Here is a 20,316-nt window from a genome sequence, read left to right on the forward strand (position 1 = left end):
GTCGCCCTGAACCGCTTTGAGTTGCAGCCCCTTGGTGACGGCGCACAGGCTGATCGCACCCTCGGCGGTGCCGGTGATGTTGCGCCCGGCGCTGATGTCGGTTGAGCGTGACGAGGTGATGGCGACGCTTTCGCGACCGGAGGACAGGCAGATCGCTTCAGGGGTGACGATGCCGATGCCGGCCGGCGCGTGCAGCAGAAGACCGGGCTCGGTGAGGTGAGTCAGTGCGTCGTTCAGTTGCGCATGGCTGTCGGTGTCGGCGGCGACGGCGCCGGCGCCGGCGACGGCACTTCTCGCGGCCTGGGCCATGGTGCGCGCAACCGACAATGCGCTCTCCAGCTCTTCAATCACGGCATCCATGTCGAGCTGCTGACCGTGCGCCTGGGTCTGTTCATCCGCACTGATAAACAGCCCGCTTCCCGCTCGAATGGCGCCCCAGCCGTCCGTGCGCAGCTCAAACCCTTCGCCGCGCTCATCGTTCTCGTTGTCGACCAGATGCCCGAGATTCAACTGGCTTTTGCCGCTGTGTTCGGTGCTGAGTTTGATGTGTTCCTTGCCGCGATCGTCTTCCATGCGCAGCTTGTTATTGGCCGGCGTGCGCAGGACGTTGCGTTTGTAGTCGCTGCGCAGCAGCGTCACATGATCAGGGTGTCGGCTGTCATGCAGCGCATGGGCGATGTACGGCCGGTCCGGGTCGCCCTGTTCAAAAGCGACGGCAACTTCGGTGCCGCAGATCAGCGGTAGGTGCAGACCGTGGGTATCGCCGGCGTAGGGACGGGCCAATCTGAGCCACAGGCTCTCCTGGCCGATCTCCCACGTATCACGGTCAAACCGAAAGTTGACCTTGTAGCGGCCTTCACTGTCGATGTGGCTGTAGGGATCGTTAGCCAGCGAGCTGGTCACACGCGCCGGCACAGTGCCCGCTATCTCAGGTTTCGCCAGCAACGGCGGGCGAAAGCACACGCTCTCGGAATACGGAATCGCCTCAAAGCTCAACTCAAAGCTGCGGTCCCGTGCCGCAAGCAACCGTAGCCTTGTGAGCACAGCTCCCGGCTCAAACGCCTGGGGGGCACCGCCCGGAATCGCCAGCACTTGCGCCAATCCCAACGAAGCACTGCTGCTGACCCCACTCAGGCGAGTTTGGTTATTCAGATACCGCTCATGCCGCAACCGGCCGTAGAAAAAACCGCTTTCTCCAATAAGATCCTCATCCTGATCCAGCTTGTCGCCCAATACGCGGTACGGCTCGGCATAGTGATACGCCTCGCCGTAGGTCGTGGAGTCACCCCGGGTCTGATCCACATCGCCGTCCAGCCAGGCACTCGCATCACGGTGGTGATAAGTCCGAAAGTGAACGCTTTTCTCCACCACCTCATGACTGACCTGCAGCTGCCAAACCCCGTCCTCCCCGCTGCTGCCCAACCCCGACTGAGGCCGGTAAGGCAGACTGATCCAAGGGCGAACGTAATGACGCTGATCGTCATGAAACTCGACGACTGCGATACCCAATCGCTCGTTGTTGCTAAAGCGATACAAGATCCCCACCTCAGCCAGCAGCCGCGAGATAAACGCCAGATCACTCTCGCCGTACTGCATCACTTGCTCGCGCTTCGGATACTGCCGAACCAACGAAAACAGAAAATCCTGCCCTTCAAAGTCATGCCGCGTCCGCAAGATACTCTCGACAATCTGCGGGACCGACTGATGCTGATAAATCCGAAACTGCCGCCCACGGGTGAGCAAGGCCAAGCGCGGTTCCAGCGTCACTTCATAACGCGCCTCGTCAGTAGAGCCAGACAATCGCTTGAAGCCAGTGATCACCCCGTGCAACGTACGCAGCGCTTTAACCGGTAGCGTCGGCAAGCCACGAATAGCAATCGGCAACGTATGCGGCGCAGCATGCAAGCTGAACTCGGCGTCGTTGCCCAACACCCGCTCAGCCCCAATGTCCTGCTCGATGGAAGTAAATTCCACGCGATAAAAAAACGGCTGGCTCAGCTGTTCTTCACCTTCGAAGGCTAGAACGTCGAGCGCGACAGGCAGGCGATGAACAACAAGTTTATGGCGACTGTGATCGAAGAAAGGCGGCAATGCAGTCAGCATGAATGAGCGTACCTGGCAGGAATAGCGCCCCTGACTGGTCTGCAGGAAACCGGATCAACTCGTCCATGAGAGAGGGCTGAAGCCGGCGAAGATGAGCCATTTCAACCAGTGATTCCAGACAGGCAGATACAAAGGAGACGATTCCAGCTGCATTTACGGACTCATCCTACAAACCGCAATCGGGAGACAACCCCACTCGCGTTCTCTGGCACAATCCCCTCTTTTTTCGACCAAGACAGGCCAGAGCATGGATCTGAACAACGTTTTTCAGCGCTTGAACACCGGCAGCAAAAAATGGAGCCAGTACCCCGAAGACGTGCTGCCAATGTGGGTGGCGGACATGGATTTTGCGGTGGCCGCGCCCATTATGCAGGCGCTGAAGAATCGCCTGGAGCACCCGCTGTTGGGCTATTGCGTGCCGCAGCAGGCGTTGCGTGAAACCTTGGTCAAACATTTGGCCGACAGTTACGGCTGGCAGATCGAGGCGCAGGATCTGGTGTTTCTGCCCGGGGTCGAACCGGGTGTGAACATGGCCCTCCATGCATTGGTCCCGGCCTCCGGCGCGGTGCTGGTGCAGACGCCTAACTACGCCCCGCTTCTGCAGGCGCCAGCTCACTGGAAACTGCCGCGCATTGACCTGCCTTTCAAGGCCAACGCCGAAGGCGATTACCCCACCGACGTCGCGGCACTGGAACGCGCCCTGCCCGACCACGGCGCTCTGCTGCTGAGCAACCCGCACAACCCGCTGGGGAAGGTCTTCGCCCGCGAGGAATTGCTCGCCATCGGTGAAGCCTGCGTGCGGCGCGATGCGCTGATCATCTCCGATGAAATCCACGCCGACCTGCTGTTCGATGGCCGCCGACACACACCCATCGCATCCCTGAGCCCGGAAATCGCGGCGCGCAGCGTGACGCTGATGTCGGCGAGCAAGGCCTGGAACATCGCCGGGCTGAAAACCGCGTTTGCGGTCGTGCAGAACGCTGAACTGCGCCAGCGATTCAACGCCGGGCGTCTGGGCCTGGTGGACAGCGTCAATGCGCTGGGGCTGGAGGCCACCGAAGTGGCCTATCGCGAGGGTAGCGAATGGCTCGCGCAGGTGGTGAGTTACCTGCAGGACAACCGCGACTACCTGGCTGAAGCCATCCGCACCCGCTTCCCCGGCATCACGATGAACCTGCCGCAAAGCACGTACCTGGCGTGGCTGGATTGCTCCGGTCTGGGCCTGGAAAAACCGCAGGAGTTTTTCCTCGACCACGCCAGGGTGGCGCTGAGCGACGGGCTGGAATTTGGCGACGACTGCAGCCAGTTCGTACGGCTGAACTTCGGCTGCCCCCGTCCGATGCTGGAAGAGTGCCTGGCGCGCATGGAACGCAGCCTGCGCGACACGCACTGATATTCAGCGGGACTGAAGATTAATGCCTGGTACTCAGAAGTACTTGAGCCAGGTGATGTCGCGGCGTCCTGCCTTGAGCGCCGCGAACCAGCGCACCGCCGGCAGTAGCAGGACGGTGAACACCGCTGCGCAGCCCCACAAGCCCAGTACCGAGGTGAACCCGAAGTACTGACCTTGTGTGGTGCCCCAGGTCGCTACTGCGGCCAGGTAAAGCACCTTCAGCACGTACAAGTGCAGCAAATAGAAAAACATCGGCGCCGCGCCAAAAGTCACCAGTGGCCGCAGCCATGCACGCCCTTGTTGGCGCTCAAGCCACGCGAGAACCAGCAATCCGACGCCGAGCGTCAGGCTGATGAACAGCAACGACGGCGGGTATTTGGTGACGTTGAGCACGCTCATGAGGGTGTGCGCCGTGGTATCCCCCTCCACCCACGGTTTCTCGCCGTAACCGTTGATGCCGCGCAGCGCGAGAAACAGCGTCAGTGCGCCGAACCCCCAGGCGATCAGGTTGATCTCGCGCTTTTCCAGGTTCGCGTCGCGGCCAAACCACGGGCCTGCGGCGTAACCCACGGCGATGACACCGATCCAGGGCAGCAGCGGATAAGACGTGCGTAAGCGCAGGCTGTCCCCGACCTCGATCCAGCCTCGGTCATGGAGGATGGCCCACGGGATGTGCATGGCCGAGCCCACGGCAAAATGCACGTCGTCCAGCAGGTTATGCCCGGCGATGATCCCCAGCCCCAGCGCCGCCAATACGCCCCTTGGCAATAGGACCATCGCTGACAGCGCGATCATGCTCAGGCCGATGGCCCAGATGACTTGCAGGTAAATCACGGTGGGCGGCAACTGGAACGTCCAGGCGAAATTCACCAGCGTCAGCTCCAGCGCGATCAATACCAGTCCGCGCTTGAACAGGAAACCCGCCACTGCGCCCTTGCCCGCGTGCCGTTCGCCATACAGCCAGGCGGACAGTCCGGTGAGAAACACGAACAGCGGCGCGCAGAAATGCGCAAGGGTGCGGCTGATGAACAGATCAACCCCGGTGTGGGCGACGTCCATCGGGTCGCTGACTTGATGATGCAGAAAGAAGGTTTCGCGCACGTGGTCCAGCAACATGAACACGATGATCAGGCCACGCAGGGCATCAATGGATTGCAGGCGGGCCGCTGAAACGACGGACGTAGCATGTGATTGAAGGGGAGCAGACAAGGTTTGCATACGCGATGGACTCTCGAAGCGCGATAACCGACAGGCGCGAAAGCGACCTGAAAATCAGGTTATAACATAACACTTCAGAGCGCCCTGCGCGCAATAGAAATCACCCGCAGGGCGTTGCATCGGAATGTGACAGGGTTGCCCGGCGAGTCCCGGACGGGCGCGCCCTGCCCCCGTCCGGTGAATCATTCGTACGGTTCAGTCGCCGTCGGGATCAGTACCCCAGCGACAACCCCGTGCTGCGCCGTGGATCGTTGGCCCCGTAGAAACGATTGTTGCCCACTGGCTTGCCGCCCAGTGATGGCGCGCCGACGAGAATGGCCGCCAAGTGGTTGGCATCCTGCGGACCGGCGAACGTATGGCCCCAGCTTTCAAGGATCTTCTGGGTGTCGGGGCTGACGGCGAAGGTTTCCAGGTTCGTCGCTTCCGGCATCCACTGCTGGTGGAAGCGCGGCGCATCGACCGCTTCCTGAATGTTCATGCCGTAGTCAATGACATTGAGCATGGTCAGCAAGGTGGCGGTGATGATCCGGCTGCCGCCCGGCGTGCCGACGACCATGACCGTCTTGCCGTCTTTGGTGACGATGGTCGGACTCATCGACGACAACGGCGATTTGCCCGGCGCGATGGCGTTCGCTTCACCCTGAATGAGGCCGTACATGTTCGGCACGCCCACCTTTGAGGTGAAGTCATCCATCTCGTCGTTGAGGATCACGCCGGTACTGCTGGCCATGACGCCGGCACCGAACCAGTCGTTGAGGGTGTAGGTGACGGAGACCGCGTTGCCCCATTTGTCGACGATCGAATAGTGGGTGGTGTTGTTGCCCTCGTGAGGCGCGACGCCAGGTTTGATGTTCTGCGAGATGCCGGCTTTCTGCGGCTCGATGGCCGCGCGCAGCTTGGCGGCGTAGTCGCGGTCGAGCAGATGGCTGATGGGGTTTTTGACGAAGTCCGGGTCGCCCAGGTAGCTGTTGCGGTCGACGTAGGCATGACGCATGGCTTCAATCTGGTAATGCAGCCCTTGGGCGGAGTGATAGCCCAACTCCTGCATCGGGTAGCCTTCAAGGATGTTCATGATCTCGCAGATGACCACGCCGCCCGAGCTGGGTGGCGGTGCGGAGACCACGTGGTAGCCGCGGTAATCACACTCGATCGGCGCCAGTTCGCGGGTCGAGTATTTGTCGAGATCCGCCTGGGTGAGGATGCCCTTCCCTGCCTGGCTCGAATCGACGATGGCCTTGGCCACCCAGCCCTTGTAGAAACCGTCGGTGCCTTTGCCGGAGATTTCCTTGAGGGTCTTGGCCAAGTCCTTCTGCACGAGGGTGTCGCCGACTTGCAGCGGCTGGCCCTTGTTCAGAAAGATAGTGCCGAGGTCTTTGGCGTCGGCCTTGAATTCGTCGGTGGCGGTGCCGAGCAGGTCAACGTCGCCCTGCTCCAGGGCGAAACCGTTTTCAGCGAGCTTGATGGCCGGCGCAATGACTTCAGCGCGTTTTTTGGTGCCATATTTGCTGAGTGCCAGCTCCATTCCGGAGACGGTGCCGGGCACGCCGACGGCCAAGTGTCCTTTGGAACTCAGGTCGGGAACGACGTTGCCGTCCTTGTCCAGGTACATGTTGGCGGTCGCGGCCAGCGGCGCTTTTTCGCGGAAGTCGAGGAAGGTCTTGCGCCCGTCCGCCAGTTGAATGGTCATGAAGCCGCCCCCGCCCAGATTCCCGGCGGCCGGGTAGACGACCGCCAGCGCATAGCCCACGGCAACGGCGGCATCCACAGCGTTGCCGCCGGATTTGAGCACATCGACGCCCACGTGCGTCGCCAGGTGTTGCGCGGTGACCACCATGCCGTTTTCGGCGGCGGCCGGTGCGACAGAGGCGGCGTGAGCGGTGGAAAGAGCAAGGGCGAGCGCCGTCGCAATCAGCGACGTGGCGAAGGGTTCGAACTTCATGGGCGGTTTCTCTTTTTCTTGTGATGAGGGACGACGGTGGGCACAGGGTGCCCTGCACTAAAATAGCGCATGAGGGAAAAGTTGCCAGTGATTGAAGGAGCCCGACGTCAGAAACTGTCGGGCCGGGTGCAGGTGTAAGCAGCCGGTGGGGTCAGGACTACTCAAAACCACCGATCATTACGCTTGCGGCCCTTGGTCAGGGACGGAAGGATCAGCCCCAGCAACAGGCCTGCCCCTGCGATGCTGCCGCCATAGACCATGTAGCGCATCAGCACTTGATTGTTCTCATCGCCCAACTTCGCCTGGGTCGCACGCAGCTCGGACTGAGAGTCGGTCAGTTGAGCATTCAAATCCTTGGTCCGGGCTTCAAGCTCGTCGACCAGTTTCTTGCGTGAATCCAGGGTTTCCTGCATGCCCTGAACCTTGGTTTTCCAGTCATCGTCGATGGTCTTGAGTTGTGCGCTGAGGTCGGCAGCCTTCTGTGTCAATTGCGGCAAACGCTCGGCCTGGCCGGGCACTTCCTGAAGGTCGGCAGTAGGAATCCACACGTTGTCACCGGCGCTGCCGCGCACTTGGCTGTAGTCACCCTGGGTGTTGATCAGCTCGACTTTTTGCCCGGACTTCAACGTGCCGACGATGCGATAGCCGTCGGTGGGTCCACTGCGCACGTACGTGCTGAGGGTGTCACTGACCCAGCGGTCTTTGCCGGAGGTTTCGGCAAGCGCCAGGGGGCTGGCAACGGCCGCGGTCAACATCGTGGTCAGCAGGCCGGCGTTGAGCAAACGGCGTCGAACGCCCGGCACAGAGGTAAAGCGAAGGAAGGCATCGGAGGGAGAAATAGGCATGGATAGTCTTCGACAAATTGAAAGAAGGCCGATGGGCGGGCCGCATGCAAGGAAAAAAGCCTGATCGGGCAGCGACGAACAACGCGCTGCAACAGCTGGAATAGGCATCTGGCGCGGGCGAAATTCAGCCAGGCAGCCAAGGGTGGGACCCCGGCGTACTGCGCGCGCAGTGGTCAACAGACAATCGAAACGGTGCCAGGTTCATTAGCGAAGCGCGAGATTCGTCCGGGACAGGTCCGGCAATGCCTGTTGAAAGGGCTGTAACGAACGCGGGAGCGAGCCCGCTGGCGAATGCTTCATCAGGCGACCAGGTCGACTGATTAAGGCAGTTCGCAAGCAAGCTTGCTCCCACGGGGTTTTACTTGGCGGCCACTGAGCCGCTACAGACAAACGACTCAGTAGCCGGAAGGGTCAACCCTCCTGTTGCAGCTGCTCCACGGTCGGTTTGAAGACGACCACACCCAGCGGCGGCAGATTCAACGACAGCGAAAACACCTGTCCGTGACTTTTGACCTCGTCGGTGCGCACGCCACCGGCGTTGCCATAGTTGGACCCGCCGTAGACTTCGGCGTCAGTGTTGAGCAGCTCAGCCCACTTGCCACTGAACGGAACGCCCACGCGATAAGCCTCACGCGGTACTGGCGTCAGGTTGGCAACCACTAGCAGCGGCTCCCCCTCTTTGCTCCAGCGCAAATAGGCATAAACGCTGTTACCGGCATCATCGCCGATCACCCACTGGAAGCCCTGCGGTTGGCAGTCCTGCTCGTGCAACGCCTTCTCCGACCGGTACAGCCGGTTGAGGTCCCCGACGAGGGAATGAACACCCTTGTGATCGGCGTAGTTGAGGAAGTGCCAATCCAGCTCGGTGTCGTGGTTCCATTCGCGCCACTGACCGAACTCGCAGCCCATGAACAGCAGCTTTTTGCCCGGGTGCGTCCACATGAACGACAGATACGCACGCAGGTTGGCAAATTTCTGCCAGCGGTCGCCCGGCATTTTGTCGATCAGCGAATGCTTGCCGTGTACCACTTCGTCGTGGGAAATCGGCAACACGAAGCGCTCCGACCAGGCGTACACCAGACCGAAACTCAGCACCGAGTGGTGATGCTGACGGTGGATAGGATCCTGCTCGATGTACTTGAGCGTGTCGTGCATCCAACCCATGTTCCACTTGTACGAGAAGCCCAGCCCGCCCTGCTGGGTAGGATGGGAAACACCCGGCCAGGACGTCGACTCTTCGGCGATGACCAGCGCACCCGGCGCTTCGATCGCCACGACGTCATTGAGGTGACGCAGAAAATCGATGGCTTCCAGGTTCTCGCGACCACCGTAACGATTCGGCACCCACTCGCCGGCTTTGCGCGAGTAATCGCGGTAGAGCATCGAGGCGACGGCATCCACGCGCAGCCCGTCGACGTGGAAGTTTTTCAGCCAGTGCAGGCCGGATGCGATCATGAAACCGTGGACTTCGGTGCGACCCAGGTTGTAGATCAGCGTATCCCAGTCCTGGTGAAAGCCTTCCTGAGGATTGCCGTACTCGTACAACGCGGTGCCGTCGAATTGCGCCAGACCGTGGGTGTCGGTCGGAAAATGCGCAGGCACCCAGTCGAGGATGACGCCGATGTCGTTGCGGTGACACGCATCAACAAACGCGGCGAAGTCGTGCGGCGTGCCGTAACGCGCGCTCGGCGCGAACTGCGACAGCAACTGGTAACCCCAGGAGCCGCCAAAGGGGTGCTCCATGATCGGCATCAGCTCGATGTGGGTGAACCCCAGCTCCTTGATGTAGGGAATCAGGTTTTCTGCCAACTCGTGCCAGTTGAACGGGCGATCCGGTTCGTCCTCGGCACCGTGGTGCCACTTCCACGATCCGGCGTGCAGTTCGTAGATCGACAGCGGCTGGTGAATGTCGTGCTTCTCGCCGCGTGACTGCATCCAGTCATTGTCCTGCCATTCAAAGGCAAGCGGTGCGGCCACTTTGGACGCGGTAGCGGGCGGCGCCTGAGTGGCGAGTGCCATCGGGTCAGCCTTCAGCGGCAGAATGCCGTGCTGGCCGAGGATCTCGTATTTATAGGCCTCGCCCGGGCCGATGCGCGGAATAAAAATTTCCCACACGCCGGTCGGGTGGCGAAGGCGCATCGGGTGACGCCGGCCGTCCCAGCTGTTGAAATCACCCACCACCGAGACGCGACGGGCGTTGGGCGCCCACACCGAAAAGCGCACCCCGTCGATGCCATCGACGTTCTTGACCTGTGCGCCCAGGGCGCTGCTCAAGTCTCGGTGATTGCCCTCGGCAAACAGGTACAAATCCATCTCGCCGAGTTGCTCGCCGAAGCTATACGGGTCCTCGGTGATCTGCTCGCCGGTGGCCCAGGTGATTTTCAACAGATAGGGTTCACGCACCGGAAAGTGGCCGGCAAAGAAGCCCGGCTTCTCGGTCATGCTCAGCTCGCCGAGGTCACGATGGCCGTCGCGCGCAAGCACCCGCACCGCCAGTGCATTTGGCAGATAGGCCCGGATGACTTGCCCTTCGGCACCATCGCTGTGCGGACCGAGCATCGAGAACGGGTCGCGGTGCTCCCCTCGAATCAACGCGTCCAGATCGACGGCGCTGGGCAATATGGCGTGGTTGCCGTTACCGAATTGGTCAGACGCACTCATTTTCATTCTCCATCAGACAGGTCTAGAAGCCCACGCAGGCCTTGAAGCGGAACCGACAACCATGTCGGCCGATTCTCGGCCTCGTAGGCCACTTCATAAGCGGCTTTTTCAAGGGTGAACAACGCCAGTGCGGCCGCTTCACCTTTGGCATCTTTCCAGTCGTGGGCAACGTCGACGGTGGCCTTGCGGTAGCCATCAAGGAAGGCTTGCCGCGCCTGCTTCAGATACGCCTCGGCCACTTGCCGACGCGCATTTTCAGCCTGCGCCGAGGTGTCGGCGCTTTGCGCATTGCGCTGGGCCATCGCCGCAGCGTAGTCGAAAGATCGCAACACGCCGCTGACGTCTTTGAACGGACTGTATTTGGCACGGCGTTCCTGCAACGGACGCGCCGGCTCGCCCTCGAAGTCGATCAGGTAGGCATCGCCCTTCACCACCAGCATCTGCCCCAGGTGCAAGTCGCCGTGTACGCGCATGCGCAAGCCGCCCACGGACTGCTTCGCCAGGGTTTTGACCTGGGCCAGCAGCGCCTTGCGTTTGCTCAGCAGTTCAGCGACGAGTTGCTGATCCTGGGCTTCCAGGGAGTCACGGTGCTGCTCGAGCAGCTGCAAGGCACGCTCGATTTGCGCCGCAACGCTTTTCGCCGAGGCTTCGCTGTCCTTGACGCTGGTGACTTCGGTTTTGAAGTCCGGGTTATCCGTCGGCGCGCCGAGGATGACGTGCATTTCACCCAGACGCTGGCCCAGCAGAGCGGCAAAGTCGCGCAGCTCGATCAAAGCGTTGGCTTGCTGCTCAGCCGTAGACTGCCCGTGGGCCATGTGGTCACGCACAGCGCGTTCGAGGTTGTTCTGCGTCCATTCCCACGCATCGCCCTGATTACTCAGGTAACCCTGGGCGATCATCAGCAGGTTCTTCTCGCCCTGCCCGTCAACCCGCACCACCGCGCCCAGCAGCGGCGAGATGTGCGGGTAACCGGCCTCGGTGAGGTAGGCGCCCATTTCAAGCTCGGGGTGCGTGCCTGCCGCGACCCGGCGAATCATTTTCAGCACCAGTTTCTTGCCGACCACCACCGAGCTGTTGGATTGCTCGGCCGACAGATAACGCACCTCGGCGTCTTCGTTCAGGCCCAGTGGCGCCAACTGCGAGGTGCTCTGGAACTGCAACTCGCCGTCCGGGGTCGCCAGCACGTTGTTTTCGTGCATCCCTTTGATGACGTTGCGAATGAACGGCTCGAGGGTGAAGGCATCGGTGATCAAGCCCACCTGACGGCCGCGACGCACACGCGCCAGCGCCAGTTGCTGTGGCAAGGCACTGCTGATGTCGTCTTCCGGCAACAGGCCGAACGGCAACTGGTAGCGCACCACTTCGCCGCCAGAGGTCACTTCGATTTCGCTCAGCAACACCGGGCGTACCGTGGTGCCGAAGCGCACGGCGTAGGCGATGTGGATGCTGTCGATGGCCGTGCCCTTGCCGGCGAACCAGCGGCGCTTGGGCAGATAGACCGAGAGCGACGTCTGCTCCATGGTTTGACGCAGGGGCTCTTCGAGCAGTTCTTCCAGGCGCTGTTTAAGTACCAGGGTCGGGAAGTCCGGCATGCTCTGGGCCGGTTCAACGTGCCAGCTGGGCATTTGATTCTCCGCGGCCAGCAAGAACCAGTAGAAGCCGTACGGCGGCAACGTCAGCAGGTAATTGAGCTGGCCAATAGGTGGAAAGGCGCTGCCACCGAGCATTTCGACCGGAACGGTCCCGGCGTATGGCGCAAGTTCTAGCTCGGCAGCCTGGGAAGCGGCCGAGACGTTGGCAACGCACAGGATGATTTCAGTCTTGCCGTCCGGACCGGTGTACTCACGGGTATAGGCCAGAATTCGACGGTTGCTCGGCGAGAGCATTTTCAGGGTGCCGCGGCCGAAGGCCTTTTGCTGCTTGCGCACCGCGAGCATGCGCCGGGTCCAGTTGAGCAGCGAGTGCGGGTCGTGATCCTGCGCTTCGACGTTGACCGACAGATACCCGTACAGCGGGTCCATGATCGGCGGCAGCACCAAGCTGGCCGGGTTGGCCCGCGAGAAGCCGCCGTTGCGGTCGATCGACCATTGCATGGGCGTGCGAACGCCGTCGCGGTCGCCCAGGTAAATGTTGTCGCCCATGCCGATTTCGTCGCCGTAATACAGGGTCGGCGTACCGGGCATCGACAGCAGCATGCTGTTCAGCAATTCGACCCGGCGGCGGTCACGTTCAAGAAGCGGCGCCAGGCGCCGGCGAATGCCCAGGTTGATCCGCGCACGGCGGTCCGACGCGTAGTAATTCCACAGGTAGTCCCGCTCACGGTCGGTGACCATTTCCAGCGTCAGTTCATCGTGGTTGCGCAGGAAAATCGCCCACTGGCAATTCTCCGGAATTTCCGGCGTCTGGCGCAGGATGTCGGTAATCGGGAAACGGTCTTCCTGGGCCACCGCCATGTACATGCGCGGCATCAGCGGGAAGTGGAACGCCATGTGGCATTCATCGCCGTCCTTGCCCTTGCGGTCACCGAAGTAGAGCTGGGTGTCTTCCGGCCACTGGTTGGCTTCGGCCAGCAACATGCGGTCGGGGTAATTGGCGTCGATCTCGGCGCGAATCTGCTTGAGAACTTTGTGGGTCTCCGGCAGGTTTTCGTTGTTGGTGCCGTCGCGCTCGATCAGGTAGGGAATCGCGTCCAGACGCAGACCGTCGATGCCCATGTCCAGCCAGTAGCGCATGACTTCAAGCACCGCCTTCATGACCTGCGGGTTGTCGAAGTTCAGGTCAGGCTGATGGGAATAGAAACGGTGCCAGAAGTACTGCTCCGCCACTGGGTCCCAGGTCCAGTTCGACTTCTCGGTGTCGAGAAAAATGATCCGGGTGCCGTCGTACTTCTGGTTGTCATCGGACCAGACGTAGAAGTCCCGTGCCTTGGAGCCCTTCTTGGCATGGCGCGCTTTCTGAAACCACGGATGCTGGTCGGAGGTGTGGTTGATGACCAGTTCGGTGATCACCCGCAGACCGCGCTTGTGCGCTTCGGCGATGAACTTCTTGGCGTCGGCCATGGTGCCGTAGTCGCTGTGTACCCCACGGTATTCGGCGATGTCATAGCCATCGTCGCGGCGTGGCGACGGGTAGAACGGCAGCAGCCAGATGGTGTTGACGCCCAGCTCGGCAATGTAGTCGAGCTTGGCGATCAAGCCCGGGAAGTCCCCGATGCCGTCGTCGTTGGAATCGAAAAACGACTTCACATGGACCTGGTAAATCACCGCATCCTTGTACCAGAGCGGGTCTTCGATAAAGGCAGCGTTGCGAGGTTTCTTTGCCATGACCACGTCCTTTGAATTATTAGTGTGTGGCCTTGATGCGCCAGATGCCGAACGGTTGGTAGAGAGGGTCGAGGCGCGTCCATTGGGTCTTGCCATACCAGGTCCAGGTGTGGCCGGTCATGAGGTCTTCGCCCAGGGTGGCGGCATCGTCCGGCAGTCCCATTTCCCACAATGGCAACTCGAAGTGCCCTTCCTGTACGTTGCGAGGATCAAGGTTCACGGCAACCAGAATGAAGTTGCTGCCGTCTGCCGTGCGCTTGCCGAAATACAGAATGTTGTCGTTGTACGCCGTGTAAACCTTCAGGCCCAAATGGGTCTGCAGCGCCGGGTTTTGCCGACGGATGCGATTGAGCTGGGCAATCTCGGCAATGATGTTCCCCGGGGCCGTGAAGTCCCGCGGACGGATCTCGTATTTCTCCGAATTCAGGTATTCCTCTTTGCCCGGCACCGGCGCCGCTTCACACAGTTCGAAGCCTGAATACATGCCCCACAGTCCGGAACCCATGGTCGCGAGCGCCGCGCGGATCAGGAAGCCCGGGCGACCCGAGTCATGCAGAAACGGCGGGTTGATGTCCGGCGTGTTGACGAAGAAGTTCGGCCGGTAGCATTCACGCCATGGCGACTCGTTGAGCTGGGTGAAGTATTCGGCCAACTCGGCCTTGGTGTTGCGCCAGGTGAAATAGGTATAGCTCTGGGAATAACCAACCTTGCCCAGGCGCGCCATCATCGCCGGCTTGGTGAACGCTTCCGCCAGGAACATCACCTCGGGGTGCTTGCTGCGCACGTCAGCGATCATCCACTGCCAGAACGGCAATGGTTTGGTGTGCGGGTTGTCGACGCGGAAGATCTTCACGCCCTCGTTCACCCAGCCCAGGATCACATCGCGCAGCTCGGTCCACAGGCCTGGTACCGCATCCGGCGCGTAGAAGTCGACGTTGACGATGTCCTGGTATTTCTTCGGCGGGTTTTCCGCGTAACGGATGGTGCCGTCGGGACGCCACGAGAACCAGCCCGGATGCTCCTTGAGCCACAAGTGGTCCTGGGAGCACTGGATGGCGAAATCCAGGGCGATTTCCAGACCGTGTTCGGCCGCGGCGGCGACCAGCTCACGGAAGTCTTCACGGGTGCCAAGCTGCGGGTGAATGGCGTCATGGCCGCCTTCAGCGCTGCCGATGGCGTACGGGCTGCCCACATCATCCGGCCCGGCGGTCAGGGAGTTGTTCGGGCCTTTGCGGTGAGCGCGGCCGATGGGATGGATCGGCGGAAAATACAGCACGTCGAAACCCATGTCGCGAATCATCGGCAGGCGTCCGTGGACGTCCTTGAACGTGCCGTGACGCTTTTTGTCGTCGGTGATCGAGCGCGGAAACAACTCGTACCAGCTGGCGAACTGGGCCAGCTCACGCTCGACGTCTAGCGGAAATTCCACGCTGCGGCTGAGAAACGCGTGGTTGTCGGCCTTGGCCATGATGCTGGCGGTTTCGCTGTTCAGCAGTAGCGCCACCTTGGCTTCATGGTCAGAGGCCTCGCCAAAGCGCTTGATCAGGCTGTCGAGCTGGCCACGCAGTTCAAGGGTGCTGCGCTCGGCGGCGTGCACCAGGTGCAGGCGCCCTTCTTCGAGCTCCAGATCGATGCTCACACCGGCCGCGTATTTCTTCTCCAGCTCGTAGCGGTAGCTGCCGAACTGGTCGATCCAGGCCTCAAGCCTGAAGACGTAGCGGGTGAACGTCGGCGGGGTGAATTCGCCGACCCAGCTGTCGTTGCCCAGTTCGCGCATGGCCACGGACTGCCATTGTTCTTCGTCAACCGCGCGATAGACGATGCGCACGGCCATCTTGTCGTGGCCATCAGCGTAGATTTTACTGGTGACCGTGACCGGCTGACCGACCACCGCCTTGGCCGCCAGTTGGCCGTTATCGATCACCGGTTGGGTGTCCTCGATCACGATGCGCGGCAGCTGCAAGGCTTGGGTCAGGGGTATAGGGTGGATAGAGTGGAGAACATCGTTGGCCAGGGAATCCGGGCCGTACGGCTGATCAGCAGTCACATTCATCGAGCATCACTCCTCACGCCCAGAGACGCCCGCTGCGGGGCGCCCATTCCATCAGCGTCTTTGTCCATCACATAAGAGAGAGCCACGGGATCTACGCATCCGGACGTGGCAGCATAGGTTCCGAACGCCCGCGACGGGCAAAAGTTCAAAGAGCTTGCGTGACGTTTGACCGAGTCAGTGAGCCGGACATGCATTGGTTTCGGCCGCGCAGGCGAGACAGCGGTGCGACGGTCGCACTGAATCATTGGCCAAGCATAGCGGTCCTATTCTCAGCGCGTGTCAGCGTGTGGCGCAGTGGCGTTGTGCAGCCCCGCGGCACCCTCCCCGACTCACCAAAGGAAGGTATCACCATGAGCATTCCCGTTCCCGCAGAAACGCCTGATCCGAACATAGACGATCCCGAGCTGCCGGTGCCGAAACCCGAAGAGCCGCCTTCCCCGCTGATGCCGCCGATGATCGAACCGCCGGCCGGTGATCCGCCCAGCAGTGAGCCGCCGGCTGTCCTGGATGATAAGTTTCCCGAGTGAATAAACGGCCTTCCCGGCTGAAGCCGGGAAGACGTCCTGTAGTGCCGAATGACTTCAAGGCTCCTGCGCATCGCCACCGGTACGGCGGGCCGGGTCTCTGGCGCGTTCATCCGCCGATTCAAAGCGCCTGACCACCCTCGGCATCAGGCTGAAGATGCCCAGTGCCAGCAACGTACTCAGCACCGCGGTCATCTCTCTGCCCATCCCCGCCGCGATGCCAATGGCAGCGGTCATCCACAGTCCCGCTGCCGTGGTCAGCCCTTTGACCTGCGTGGCGTTAAGGTCACTGCCCTTGAGGATCGTCCCCGCCCCGAGAAAGCCAATCCCGGCCACGATGCCCTGCACCACCCGGCTCAGTGCGGCGTCGTCGGCGCCCGCCATGCGCGGCACCAGCACAAACAGCGCCGCGCCCATGCACACCAGCATGTGCGTGCGTACCCCCGCGGCTTTGCCTTTATGCTCGCGTTCAAAGCCGAGGATGCCGCCCAACAGGGCCGCGATAACCAAACGTATGGTCACACGGGTAATCTGCCCTGCGTCCGTGATGTCGGAGAACTCGGCCTTCAGCGTTTCCACGACTTCTTCCCACCAGGCATTCATCAGCGTTTTTCCCTTCTGCGGCTTGAGTGCGGTATGGACCGCAGCGGTGGGCGAGAGTGCGGCGGTGTCAAGCAGTCGTTGCGGCTGGTCTGCCCTTTGTGCGCCGATCTGCCCCTGTACTCGTGCGCCGTGGACGCGCATAGTCCGGCCATTACGACCTCCTCCGGCGCACCTGCACTGCCGCTGCACCGTCCTTGCGTGAGCCACCCATGAAGCGTTATGAAAAGTTTGCCGACGACATTGCCGAACTGATTCGCTCCGGCGTGCTCGCCGCCGGCGAGCGCGTGCCGTCGGTGCGCTATGCGAGCCGAACCCACGGCATCAGCCCCTCGACCGTGTTCCAGGCCTATTACCTCCTGGAGCGACGCGGCCTGATCCGGGCGCGGCCGCGTTCCGGCTACTTCGTCAACGACAGCATCCGTCTGCAAGGCCTGGGCGGTGACGTTCAGGAGCACGAAGCGCGTGCGCCACAACAGGTGAGCGAGTCCACCGGCGTGGACGTCAGCGAGCTGGTGTTCTCGGTGCTCGAATCGATCAAGGACCCGAACACAGTGCCGTTCGGCTCTGCCTTTCCCAGCGCCGGACTGTTCCCGCTACAACGCCTGGCCCGGTCTCTTGCCAGCGCGACCCGGGACATGGACCCGCGCATGGTCGTCAGCGACCTGTCCCCCGGCAACCCGGCCCTGCGCCGACAGATCGCGCTGCGTTACAGGGTCGCCGGGCAGATGCTGCCCATGGACGAGTTGCTGATCACCAACGGTGCCCTCGAAGCCCTGAACCTGTGCCTGCAAGCGGTGACCGAGCCCGGTGATCTGGTCGCCATCGAAGCGCCCGCGTTTTATGCCTGCCTGCAGGTGCTCGAACGGCTGAAGCTCAAGGCAGTGGAAATCCCGGTGCACCCGCAGCACGGCATTGACCTGGCGGTGCTTGAGCAGGCCTTGGTGCGTTACCCGATCAAGGCGTGCTGGAGCATGACCAGCTTTCAGAATCCGACCGGGGCGACGGTGCCTGAATCACGCAAACGTGAACTGGTGGACTTGCTGCGCAAGCATGAGGTGCCGCTGATTGAAGATGACGTTTACGCCGAGCTGTATTACGGCCAGCACGCGCCGAAACCGGCCAAGGCCTTCGACACCGAAGGTCTGGTGCTGCATTGCGGTTCGTTCGCCAAGAGCCTGGCGCCGGGTTACCGGGTGGGCTGGGTTGCCGCCGGCCGTTATGCGCAAAAAGTCGAGCGACTGAAGATCATGACCTCGCTGTGCGCGTCGATGCCGGCCCAGGCGGCCATCGCCGATTACCTGCAACACGGCGGCTACGACCGGCACCTGCGCAAGTTGCGCCACAGCCTGGAAGACCAGCAACGCGCCATGCTTGGCGCCATTGCCCGGTACTTTCCCGCGCAGACCCGCGTCAGCCAACCCACGGGCGGCTACTTTCTATGGGTTGAACTGCCGGAGCAGATCGATTCGCTCAACGTATTCCACGCCGCCCTCGCCCAGGGCATCAGCATCGCCCCCGGTCCGATGTTTTCACCGACGCGGCGCTTCACGCACTTCATCCGCTTGAATTACGGCAGCCCGTGGGGCGAAACGTCCGAACGGGCGATGGAAACGCTCGGCACGATCATTCGGTCAATGATGGGTTAGCCGATCGCGGGCCACGCCACGCACCCGCAGATCGTGTCTCGATCCGGGAAATGCACGCGCCCGCGCGACCGGCGCTTTCAGCGCCCGCCGCCCAGATCAATAAACGACCCCGTCGAGTACGAGGCCTTGTCCGACAGCAGCCACACGATCGCTTGCGCCACTTCATCGGCCAGGCCGCCACGGCCCATGGGGATGGTCGGTTCCAGCTTGCTGACCCGGTGGGGGTCGCCGCTCAGGGCGTGGAACTCGGTGAAGATGTAACCCGGGCGCACGGCATTGACCCGCACGCCCTCGCCCGCCACCTCCTTGGCCAGGCCGATGGTGAAGGTGTCCAGCGCGCCTTTGGACGCCGCGTAGTCAACGTACTCACCGGGTGAGCCAAGCCGTGCGGCGACAGAAGACACATTGACGATGCTGCCGCCGTTTCCGCCGTGGCGCGGCAACATGCGCAGCAGCGCGTGCTTGCTGCACAGCATGGGACCCACCACGTTGCTCATCATGATTTTCAGCAGGCGAAACTCGGACATCGTCTCCAGCCGTGATGACTCGCCGACCGTACCGGCGTTGTTGACCAGCGCCGTGATGCGCCCCAGTTCGGAATCGACCCGGGCAAAAAGGCGAATGATCTCGTCTTCGTTACTGACGTCGGCCTGCACGGCAATGGCGTGCCCGCCGGTCTCGCGGATCTGCCCGCACAGCCGCTCGGCCGAGGCGCGGTCGGACAGGTAGTTGACGCACACGCGGTAGCCTTGCGCCGCCGCCAGAACCGCCGTGGCGGCACCGATACCTCGGGAGCCGCCCGTGATGAGCAGATTTTTATCCATAAGTGTTCCCGTCCGATCACTGCGTGGAGGTGGAGTAGGCATTAATTAATGGTCAATCGGTGATTTCACTGACACGCCGCCGGGCCGCTTCGATGTCGGCCATGAAACGCTCGGCCGGCAGCGGATGGCCCAGCAGATTACCCTGCAACGCATCGCACCCCAGGTGCGTCAGGAAACGCTGCTGGCTGGCGGTCTCGACACCTTCGGCGACGATGCGCAGGTTCAACGCCCGGCCCAATGCAACGATGGCCGAGACAATGGCCGCGTCGTCGCTGTCGTGCTCCAGATCGCGCACGAAACCACGGTCGATCTTCAGCTCGTTGGCCGGCAAACGCTTGAGGTACATGAGGCTGGAATAACCGGTGCCGAAGTCGTCGATGGACAGGTCGACCTGCATGTCCGACAGCCTTTGCAGCACGGTCATGCTGGCGTCGGCGTCGCTCATCGCGGTGGTTTCGGTGATCTCCAGGGTCAGGCAATTGGCCAACAGGCCGTGGGCGGCCAGCACCTGGGCGACGGTCTCGACCAGCCCGGCATGGCTGAACTGCAACGCCGACAGGTTCACCGAGATGCGCCAGTGGCTGTAGCCGCTGTCATACCACTGCCTCATCTGCCGGCAGGCCTCGTTCAGCACCCACTCGCCGATAGCAATAATCAACCCGGTACTTTCCGCCAGGCCGATGAATGTGTCCGGCATCAACAACCCGAGCTGCGGATGATTCCAGCGCAGCAGGGCTTCGGCACCGACTGGCTGGTGGGTCTTGGCGGAGAATTTGGGTTGGTAATGCAGACAGAACTGTCCTTCACGCAGGGCCAGGCGCAGTTCCTGTTGCAGTTGCAGCTGCTTGCGCGCATTGGTGTTCATCGATGCATCGAAAAAGCTGTAGCCGTTTTTGCCGGCGCTTTTGGCGTGGTACATCGCGGCGTCAGCGTTCATCAGCAGTTCCTGCTGGGTGTGGCCGTTGCCGGGGTACAGGCTGATGCCAATGCTCACCGTCACCTGCAGGTCATGTTCCTGCACGCTGATAGGCTGGCTGACCAGGGCCACCTGGCGCGAGGCGACGCTGACCGCTTCTTCGCCATTGTCGAGTTCGACCAGCAGCACGAACTCATCCCCGCCAATCCGCGCGAGGGTGTCGTGACGATGGAAGTTCTCGCGCATGCGCGCCGCCAACGCACGCAGG

The 20,316-nt window shown here is 61.8% G+C and carries 13 protein-coding genes; 3 read left to right on the forward strand and 10 right to left on the reverse strand.

All coding sequences use genetic code 11. The features are described from left to right. Positions 1 to 2,103, reverse strand: a 2,103-nt coding sequence (locus VF672_RS17225; RefSeq protein ID WP_331105768.1) for a type VI secretion system tip protein VgrG, incomplete at its 3' end; no start/stop codon positions are given. Positions 2,104 to 2,350: 247 nt separating this feature from the next. Here VF672_RS17225 and VF672_RS17230 point away from each other — a divergent pair. Next, entirely contained in the window at positions 2,351 to 3,496 is a 1,146-nt protein-coding gene (locus VF672_RS17230; protein ID WP_331105769.1) for a PatB family C-S lyase, read from the forward strand. Between the two features lie 33 nt (positions 3,497 to 3,529). On the opposite strand, the gene VF672_RS17235 is transcribed toward VF672_RS17230, so the two are convergent. From VF672_RS17235 to VF672_RS17260, 6 genes are all read right to left on the reverse strand, one after another. After that, positions 3,530 to 4,714 carry a DUF1624 domain-containing protein gene (locus VF672_RS17235; RefSeq protein WP_331105770.1) on the reverse strand — a complete coding sequence of 395 codons (1,185 nt, stop codon included), beginning with the start codon at positions 4,712 to 4,714 and terminating at the stop codon, positions 3,530 to 3,532. Positions 4,715 to 4,925: 211 nt separating this feature from the next. Then, a complete protein-coding gene (ggt, locus tag VF672_RS17240; RefSeq protein ID WP_331105771.1) occupies positions 4,926 to 6,653 on the reverse strand; it encodes a gamma-glutamyltransferase in 1,728 nt (575 codons plus the stop codon). A 161-nt stretch (positions 6,654 to 6,814) separates the two neighbouring features. Next, on the reverse strand, positions 6,815 to 7,408 hold the full coding sequence (locus tag VF672_RS17245; protein ID WP_331105780.1) for a TIGR04211 family SH3 domain-containing protein: 594 nt from the start codon (positions 7,406 to 7,408) through the stop codon (positions 6,815 to 6,817). Positions 7,409 to 7,909: 501 nt separating this feature from the next. Then, positions 7,910 to 10,159: a 1,4-alpha-glucan branching protein GlgB gene (glgB, locus tag VF672_RS17250; protein ID WP_349256911.1), complete on the reverse strand. Its 2,250-nt coding sequence runs from the start codon at positions 10,157 to 10,159 to the stop codon at positions 7,910 to 7,912. A 2-nt stretch (positions 10,160 to 10,161) separates the two neighbouring features. Next, a complete protein-coding gene (treS, locus tag VF672_RS17255; protein ID WP_331105773.1) occupies positions 10,162 to 13,482 on the reverse strand; it encodes a maltose alpha-D-glucosyltransferase in 3,321 nt (1,106 codons plus the stop codon). 19 nt (positions 13,483 to 13,501) lie between these two features. Further along, positions 13,502 to 15,535, reverse strand: coding sequence for an alpha-1,4-glucan--maltose-1-phosphate maltosyltransferase (locus VF672_RS17260; RefSeq protein WP_331105774.1), 2,034 nt, complete (start codon positions 15,533 to 15,535; stop codon positions 13,502 to 13,504). A gap of 350 nt (positions 15,536 to 15,885) precedes the next feature. Between VF672_RS17260 and VF672_RS17265 the strand changes: the two genes are divergently transcribed. Further along, positions 15,886 to 16,062, forward strand: coding sequence for a hypothetical protein (locus VF672_RS17265; protein WP_331105775.1), 177 nt, complete (start codon positions 15,886 to 15,888; stop codon positions 16,060 to 16,062). 54 nt (positions 16,063 to 16,116) lie between these two features. Here VF672_RS17265 and VF672_RS17270 read toward each other — a convergent pair whose 3' ends face one another. After that, positions 16,117 to 16,662, reverse strand: a complete 546-nt coding sequence (locus VF672_RS17270; RefSeq protein ID WP_331105776.1) for an MgtC/SapB family protein — start codon at positions 16,660 to 16,662, stop codon at positions 16,117 to 16,119. Between the two features lie 209 nt (positions 16,663 to 16,871). Between VF672_RS17270 and mapR the strand changes: the two genes are divergently transcribed. Next, complete coding sequence (gene mapR / locus VF672_RS17275; protein WP_331105777.1) at positions 16,872 to 18,308, forward strand: GntR family transcriptional regulator MpaR; 1,437 nt, start codon at positions 16,872 to 16,874, stop codon at positions 18,306 to 18,308. A gap of 77 nt (positions 18,309 to 18,385) precedes the next feature. On the opposite strand, the gene VF672_RS17280 is transcribed toward mapR, so the two are convergent. Further along, positions 18,386 to 19,132, reverse strand: coding sequence for an SDR family oxidoreductase (locus VF672_RS17280; RefSeq protein ID WP_331105778.1), 747 nt, complete (start codon positions 19,130 to 19,132; stop codon positions 18,386 to 18,388). A 52-nt stretch (positions 19,133 to 19,184) separates the two neighbouring features. After that, on the reverse strand, positions 19,185 to 20,316 hold a 1,132-nt coding region (locus VF672_RS17285; protein ID WP_331105779.1), incomplete at its 5' end, for a bifunctional diguanylate cyclase/phosphodiesterase.

It is taken from the genome of Pseudomonas sp., from assembly GCF_036387035.1.
Lineage (GTDB): Bacteria > Pseudomonadota > Gammaproteobacteria > Pseudomonadales > Pseudomonadaceae > Aquipseudomonas.

What these genes read in the sequence shown, in the direction of transcription:
- VF672_RS17230 (WP_331105769.1), top strand. Translation starts at nt 2,351, where the DNA reads ATGGATCTGAACAACGTTTTTCAGCGCTTGAACACCGGCAGCAAAAAA.
- treS (WP_331105773.1), bottom strand. Translation starts at nt 13,482, where the DNA reads ATGGCAAAGAAACCTCGCAACGCTGCCTTTATCGAAGACCCGCTCTGG.
- glgB (WP_349256911.1), bottom strand. Translation starts at nt 10,159, where the DNA reads ATGAGTGCGTCTGACCAATTCGGTAACGGCAACCACGCCATATTGCCC.
- VF672_RS17235 (WP_331105770.1), bottom strand. Translation starts at nt 4,714, where the DNA reads ATGCAAACCTTGTCTGCTCCCCTTCAATCACATGCTACGTCCGTCGTT.
- mapR (WP_331105777.1), top strand. Translation starts at nt 16,872, where the DNA reads ATGAAGCGTTATGAAAAGTTTGCCGACGACATTGCCGAACTGATTCGC.
- ggt (WP_331105771.1), bottom strand. Translation starts at nt 6,653, where the DNA reads ATGAAGTTCGAACCCTTCGCCACGTCGCTGATTGCGACGGCGCTCGCC.
- VF672_RS17265 (WP_331105775.1), top strand. Translation starts at nt 15,886, where the DNA reads ATGAGCATTCCCGTTCCCGCAGAAACGCCTGATCCGAACATAGACGAT.
- VF672_RS17270 (WP_331105776.1), bottom strand. Translation starts at nt 16,662, where the DNA reads ATGAATGCCTGGTGGGAAGAAGTCGTGGAAACGCTGAAGGCCGAGTTC.
- VF672_RS17260 (WP_331105774.1), bottom strand. Translation starts at nt 15,535, where the DNA reads ATGAATGTGACTGCTGATCAGCCGTACGGCCCGGATTCCCTGGCCAAC.
- VF672_RS17245 (WP_331105780.1), bottom strand. Translation starts at nt 7,408, where the DNA reads ATGTTGACCGCGGCCGTTGCCAGCCCCCTGGCGCTTGCCGAAACCTCC.
- VF672_RS17280 (WP_331105778.1), bottom strand. Translation starts at nt 19,132, where the DNA reads ATGGATAAAAATCTGCTCATCACGGGCGGCTCCCGAGGTATCGGTGCC.